The sequence below is a fragment of the Salinivirga sp. genome (assembly GCF_035268865.1).
Lineage (GTDB): Bacteria > Bacteroidota > Bacteroidia > Bacteroidales > Salinivirgaceae > Salinivirga.
Window position 1 is genome coordinate 1 of record NZ_DATFKB010000076.1, and the last position, 5,702, is coordinate 5,702.

4 protein-coding genes are annotated in these 5,702 nt (G+C 38.7%); 3 read left to right on the forward strand and 1 reads right to left on the reverse strand.

The window, feature by feature from the left end:
• The 3 genes from VJ937_RS04675 to VJ937_RS04685 all read left to right on the forward strand — a co-directional run.
• Window positions 1-392: YigZ family protein (locus VJ937_RS04675; protein WP_324065731.1), on the forward strand; the 392-nt coding region annotated here is incomplete at its 5' end.
• Window positions 393-770: 378 nt separating this feature from the next.
• Complete coding sequence (locus tag VJ937_RS04680; RefSeq protein ID WP_324065732.1) at window positions 771-2,156, forward strand: dipeptidase; 1,386 nt, start codon at window positions 771-773, stop codon at window positions 2,154-2,156.
• A gap of 39 nt (window positions 2,157-2,195) precedes the next feature.
• Complete coding sequence (locus VJ937_RS04685) at window positions 2,196-3,602, forward strand: PQQ-dependent sugar dehydrogenase (RefSeq protein ID WP_324065733.1); 1,407 nt, start codon at window positions 2,196-2,198, stop codon at window positions 3,600-3,602.
• A gap of 213 nt (window positions 3,603-3,815) precedes the next feature.
• On the opposite strand, the gene VJ937_RS04690 is transcribed toward VJ937_RS04685, so the two are convergent.
• Window positions 3,816-5,078 carry an SO_0444 family Cu/Zn efflux transporter gene (locus VJ937_RS04690; protein ID WP_324065734.1) on the reverse strand — a complete coding sequence of 421 codons (1,263 nt, stop codon included), beginning with the start codon at window positions 5,076-5,078 and terminating at the stop codon, window positions 3,816-3,818.
• Between the last annotated feature and the right edge of the window lie 624 nt (window positions 5,079-5,702).

The following is a 5,702-nucleotide window of genomic DNA, read 5'->3' on the forward strand; positions in this document are numbered from 1 at the left end:
ACGGCGAACCCAATAACTCTGCCGGCATGCCCATTTACGGACAACTCCAATCTTTTGAAGTAACCAATTGCTTAGTCGTCGTGGTGCGCTATTTTGGAGGCACCAAACTCGGTGTTGGCGGATTGATATCAGCTTACAAAGCCACAGCCAAAATGGCTTTAGAAAACGCCAAGATTAAAACCCATACCATTAATAAACAGATACAAATCACTTGTGAATACGATTTAATGAACAAGGTCATGCGTTTGGTCAAGGAATTAAACCTCAACATCATAGAACAAGACCTAAAAATCCGTTGCAAATTTATTATCAGCATTCGGCAAAACGATTTTAACAAAGTCAAATCCCGTTTTGAGCAGGTTTACGGTTTAGAAGTTAAAACTTTAGAGTAAAATAATTTGGGCGTGCCTCCCGCAAAAAAGCGGGAGTCGGGCTATCCGTTTCAAGTCCTCTACTGACGCTAACGGTCAGTATGCGGGCTTTCCACTGCTATCCCTCACGCAAGGAGTAACTTTACATAAAAGTGGTTTGGAAAAGCTTGACATCTCGATACAATTGAGTTTTATTGCTTTTGCAAAGCAATAAAACTCAATCACTCGATGTGACAGCACTGTTAGTTCGAGTGATTTTTTGTGGAATGTAGCACAGCGGAACAATCCAAAAATAATTGTGTTTCGACAAGCTTAATTGAACTGACAATTATCACGAACACCATTGGCAATACCTTACTAAAATTCATTAATTTTAAAGTCTTAAATTAAACTACAACTATGAACACTAGAGCGTACGTCGAAAAACATCAAGACCGATTCATTAACGAACTCATAAACTTACTGAAAATTCCTTCCATAAGTGCAGATTCTTCCTACAAAGCATCGATGAAAGATGCTGCGCAAATGGTGGCCGATGAGCTCAAAAACGCAGGATGTGATAGCGTAGAAATTTTTCCTACTCAAGGACATTCAATTGTCTTTGGTCAAAAGATAATTGATGCAGACTTACCCACAGTTTTGGTTTACGGCCATTATGATGTGCAGCCGCCAGATCCTTTAGATTTATGGGACTCACCACCTTTTGAACCTGTGATTAAAACCACCGAAATCCATCCTGATGGTGCCATTTTTGCCCGTGGCGCCTGTGATGATAAAGGGCAGATGTATATGCACGTCAAAGCTTTTGAGCTTATGATGGCTGAAAATGAATTGCCCTGCAACGTCAAATTTATGATCGAAGGTGAAGAAGAAGTCGGCAGTGAACATCTGGAAGATTTTATCAACAAACACAACGCGATGTTAGCCAACGATGTGATTTTGATTTCTGATACAGGCATGATAAGCAAAGACCATCCTTCAATCACCACCGGGTTACGTGGTCTGAGTTATGTCGAAGTTGAAGTCACCGGGCCAAATCGCGACTTGCATTCAGGTTTATATGGTGGTGCTGTGGCCAATCCTATCAACATTTTAACGCAAATGATTGCTTCACTTCAGGATGAAAATAACCGTATAACTATACCAGGATTTTACGATAAAGTTGAAGATTTAAGTGAGGAAGAACGTGCAAAAATGGCCGAAGCGCCTTTCAATTTAGAACATTATAAACAATCAATTGGTATCGGTGATGTGCACGGAGAAAAAGACTATACCACCAATGAACGCAATTCCATAAGACCCACACTGGATGTCAATGGCATTTGGGGCGGTTATATTGGTGAAGGCGCCAAAACCGTAATCCCAAGTAAAGCTTTTGCTAAAATATCCATGCGATTGGTCCCTAACCAGGACTGGAAAGAAATCACTGAACTATTTAAAACCCATTTTGAATCGATTGCTCCAAAAAGTGTAAAAGTAGAAGTCAAGCCGCATCACGGTGGTCAAGGCTATGTTACCCCTATCGACAGTATAGAATACCAAGCTGCCGACAAGGCGTTTCAGGATACGTTCGGCAAATCTGCAATACCGCTTAGAAGTGGTGGTAGTATTCCAATTGTGTCGTTGTTTGAAAATGCCTTTAACTCCAAAACCATCTTAATGGGTTTTGGTTTGGATACCGATGCGATTCATTCGCCCAATGAACATTTTGGCATTTGGAATTTTCTCAAAGGCATTGAAACAATTCCGCATTTTTATAAACATTTAGCAAAATTAAAGTCTTAATGTCGTAACTTTAAGGGTATATTATTAAAATACAATAACATGAAAAAAATTATACCCCTGTTTTTTGTGAGTTTTTTTATCTCGGTATGTCCGGCCCAGGACATTCAACTGGAAACGGTTGCTACTGGATTTGTTAGCCCGGTAAATGCTGCTCATGCTGGTGATTCCAGATTGTTTATTGTAGAACAACCCGGTGCAATTCAAATCCTGAATAGCGACGGATCGGTTAACGCTGCTCCATTTTTAGACATCAACTCTTTAGTCAGCGATAATGGTGGTGAGCAAGGTCTTTTAGGTTTGGCGTTTCATCCTAATTATAGCTCTAACGGTTATTTTTACGTCAACTACATTAATAATTCTGGAGACACCGTAATTTCGAGATTTACCAGAAGTACAACTGATCTGGCGGATCCAAATTCGGAGGTGATCTTATTGATCATTCCTCAGCCCTTTGCCAATCACAATGCAGGAGACATGCATTTTGGCCCTAATGATGGCTATTTGTATATCGCTACCGGTGATGGTGGATCTGGTGGTGATCCTCAAAATAACGCTCAAAACCTTAATAATTTACTTGGAAAAATATTGAGGATTGATGTGGATAACACCACGACAAATCCAAATCTGAATTATGCCATTCCAGCCGATAATCCTTTTGTTGGCGATGCTTCGGCAAGGGATGAAATATGGAGTTATGGGCTGAGAAACCCCTGGAAATTTTCTTTTGACAGCTTAAACGGCGATATGTGGATAGCCGATGTCGGAGAAAGCAACAAAGAAGAAATAAACAGAACATCGGGGAGTAGTAGCGGAGGCGAAAATTTTGGGTGGCGCTGTTATGAGGGGAGTTCAACTTTTAATACGACAGGCTGTGGTTCTATAAGTACTTTCACCTTTCCGGTAGCTGAATATTCCTACGGAGGCAACCCATTTAAATGTTCCATCACGGGCGGTTATCGGTATAGAGGCAGCTTAGAAAGCAGTTTACAGGGTTTATACTTTTTCGCAGATTTCTGCAGCAATCAGATAGGTTACGTAGAAGAAATATCTGATGATACGTTTCAACTGAATTTCGCCGGTACTTTTAGCGGTCAGAATTTTTCTTCTTTTGTAGAAGATGTTGATGGGGAGTTATATGCCGTAGGTTTGAGTTCCGGAACAATAAGCAAAATTATAGATGCTAACCTCAGCATAGATGAAAATAATTTCAATGAAATCAATTTATACCCTAATCCTGCAGATCATAAAGTAAACATTCAATGGGAAGGATATCACATTAATTCTATTCGCATTATGGATATTCAAGGAAAAATCATGAAAAGGCTTCATGACCTTCCAGACAATTTGATTCAAATGTCAGTTGAAAATTTCGAAAAAGGCCTATACTTAATAGAGATAAATTCTAATAACGGACAAAAAACTATAAAAAAACTTTTGGTCAAGTGATTTGATTGTATTTGGAGTAAACCCTCGGTTTTCATGCCAAATTCTTATTTATGAATTTTTAAGAAATCATTTAAAACTTCCTACCCTTGTGATGTGGCGAAGGATTAACCTTTTCAGAATCATCCATTTATTTGGTTTCAATACTTTAAAAAGGCATCCGAGGTTTACTTTTATAGGTGGGCAGGCAAAACTCTTTAATCCCATTTTGGACATCTAAACTTTGCCCGCATATTCATAGCCAATATCTTCAACAATAGTTTTCACTTTGTCTTCTGCAATATTGCCCTGTACATCAACTTTGCCGGATGATAAATCTACTTCGACATTTTCTACGTCATTAGTTTGGCTTAGATTGTTTTTCACATTGGCCACACAATGATTACAGGTCATTCCTTTTACAATATATGTGGTGTTTTTTTGTACTTTAGATTCCATATTATTTTTTGATTTTTTAGGTAAATATCTTTGAATTTCTGCATTGATCACCAGCAGAGTCAGGACAACAGCCGAACCAAGACTGAGCCATTGAGGTAGAATATGATCGTGTTCAGCAATCATTTCAGTCACGCTAAAATAGCTAAGCCAGGCTTCGGGCAGAACATAATCTATGATGATTCCAAAAAGCATGGCGCCAATAATGATGCTGGCCAAGTATATTATTGTCATTCGTTTTCCTATGGCATTCCAGATCACAGTAAAGGTCGCTATATTTGTCGCCGGACCCGCCATTAAAAATACAATCGCTGCGCCGGGAGAAATCCCTTTCATCAATAATACAGCTGCTATCGGGACGCTCCCGGTTGCACAGACATATAACGGAATACTCGCCAATAACACCAAAAACATGCTAAAAATAGGTTCTGATAAAATGCCTTCTTCAAAGAACTGTTCGGGAATAAGCATGCTAATTACGCTGGCCAAGACCAATCCAATGATAAGCCATCGAGAAATATCCTGAAGAAATTCGACAAAGGCGTATTTAAAGATTCGGTCAAACCAATGCTGTTGATTCACGTCTACTCCACAATCATCACAGCATTCCGCATCTTTCATTTCTTCCTGACTTTTATCGAAATTATCAACAAAAAAACCACCAAAAATTCCCGTGATAAATGCTATAATTGGCCTTACAATAGCATATGCCCAGCCCATCATACCGTAAGTGATGAGAATACTGTCTATCCCGGTTTGAGGCGTGGAGATCAAAAAAGAGGTTGTCGCACCTTTTGAGGCTCCTTTTTTGTGAAGTGAAACGCCTGTCGGAATCACACCACATGAACACAATGGTAAAGGAACGCCGAATAATGCCGCTTTAATCGAAGAATTCCAACCCGGCTTACCCAGCTGACGCTGCAACCAATCTTTTGAAAACAGTCCGTTTAACAAACCTGCAATCAAAAAACCCAGTAAAAGATAGGGTGCCATTTCAAGGGTCAGATCCCAAAAAGTCAAGAAAAATTCTTCAATCCATTTCATAATGCAAAAGTAAGAAATATGATGTATTGAGTTTATAAGGTTATGAGTTTATTAGGGTTATGAGTTTATTAGAGTTATGAGTTTATTAGGGTTATGAGTTTATTAGGGTTATGAGTTTATTAGGGTTATGAGTTTATTAGGGTTATGAGGCGTTGCAACAAGCTTCGCAGAAGCGTAAGTAGGGGTTTACCTGAGCGTAGCCGAAGGTTTATGGGGTTTCGTGAACTTTATATTGTTATGATGTTTTTGGTATCAAGTCTAGACAATTACTCTAGGTTTGTAGGCTGCATTGCTCAAATAATAAAATCTTTTTATGAAATTCTTTTTTATAACACCTTTTTTACTGCATTTTGGGTTGGCCAATAATGTCTGTCAATGTCCACCTATGGATAAAGAAATCATACACACCATCAAAAAAAAGGAGTGACATTACACTTGTAGGAACAGCAATTGAAGAATTAGAAACTGAAAGCGTTTTCGATAATCCAATGTACAAATTACAAGTTGACAGTGACCTTAAAGGCAAAATACAGTCTAAAACTGTGATCATTAACCAAAATGAGTTATCAACAGTTTAGTTTAAAGTTTACATAAACTTGTCAACCTTATTTATGAGGCTTCACT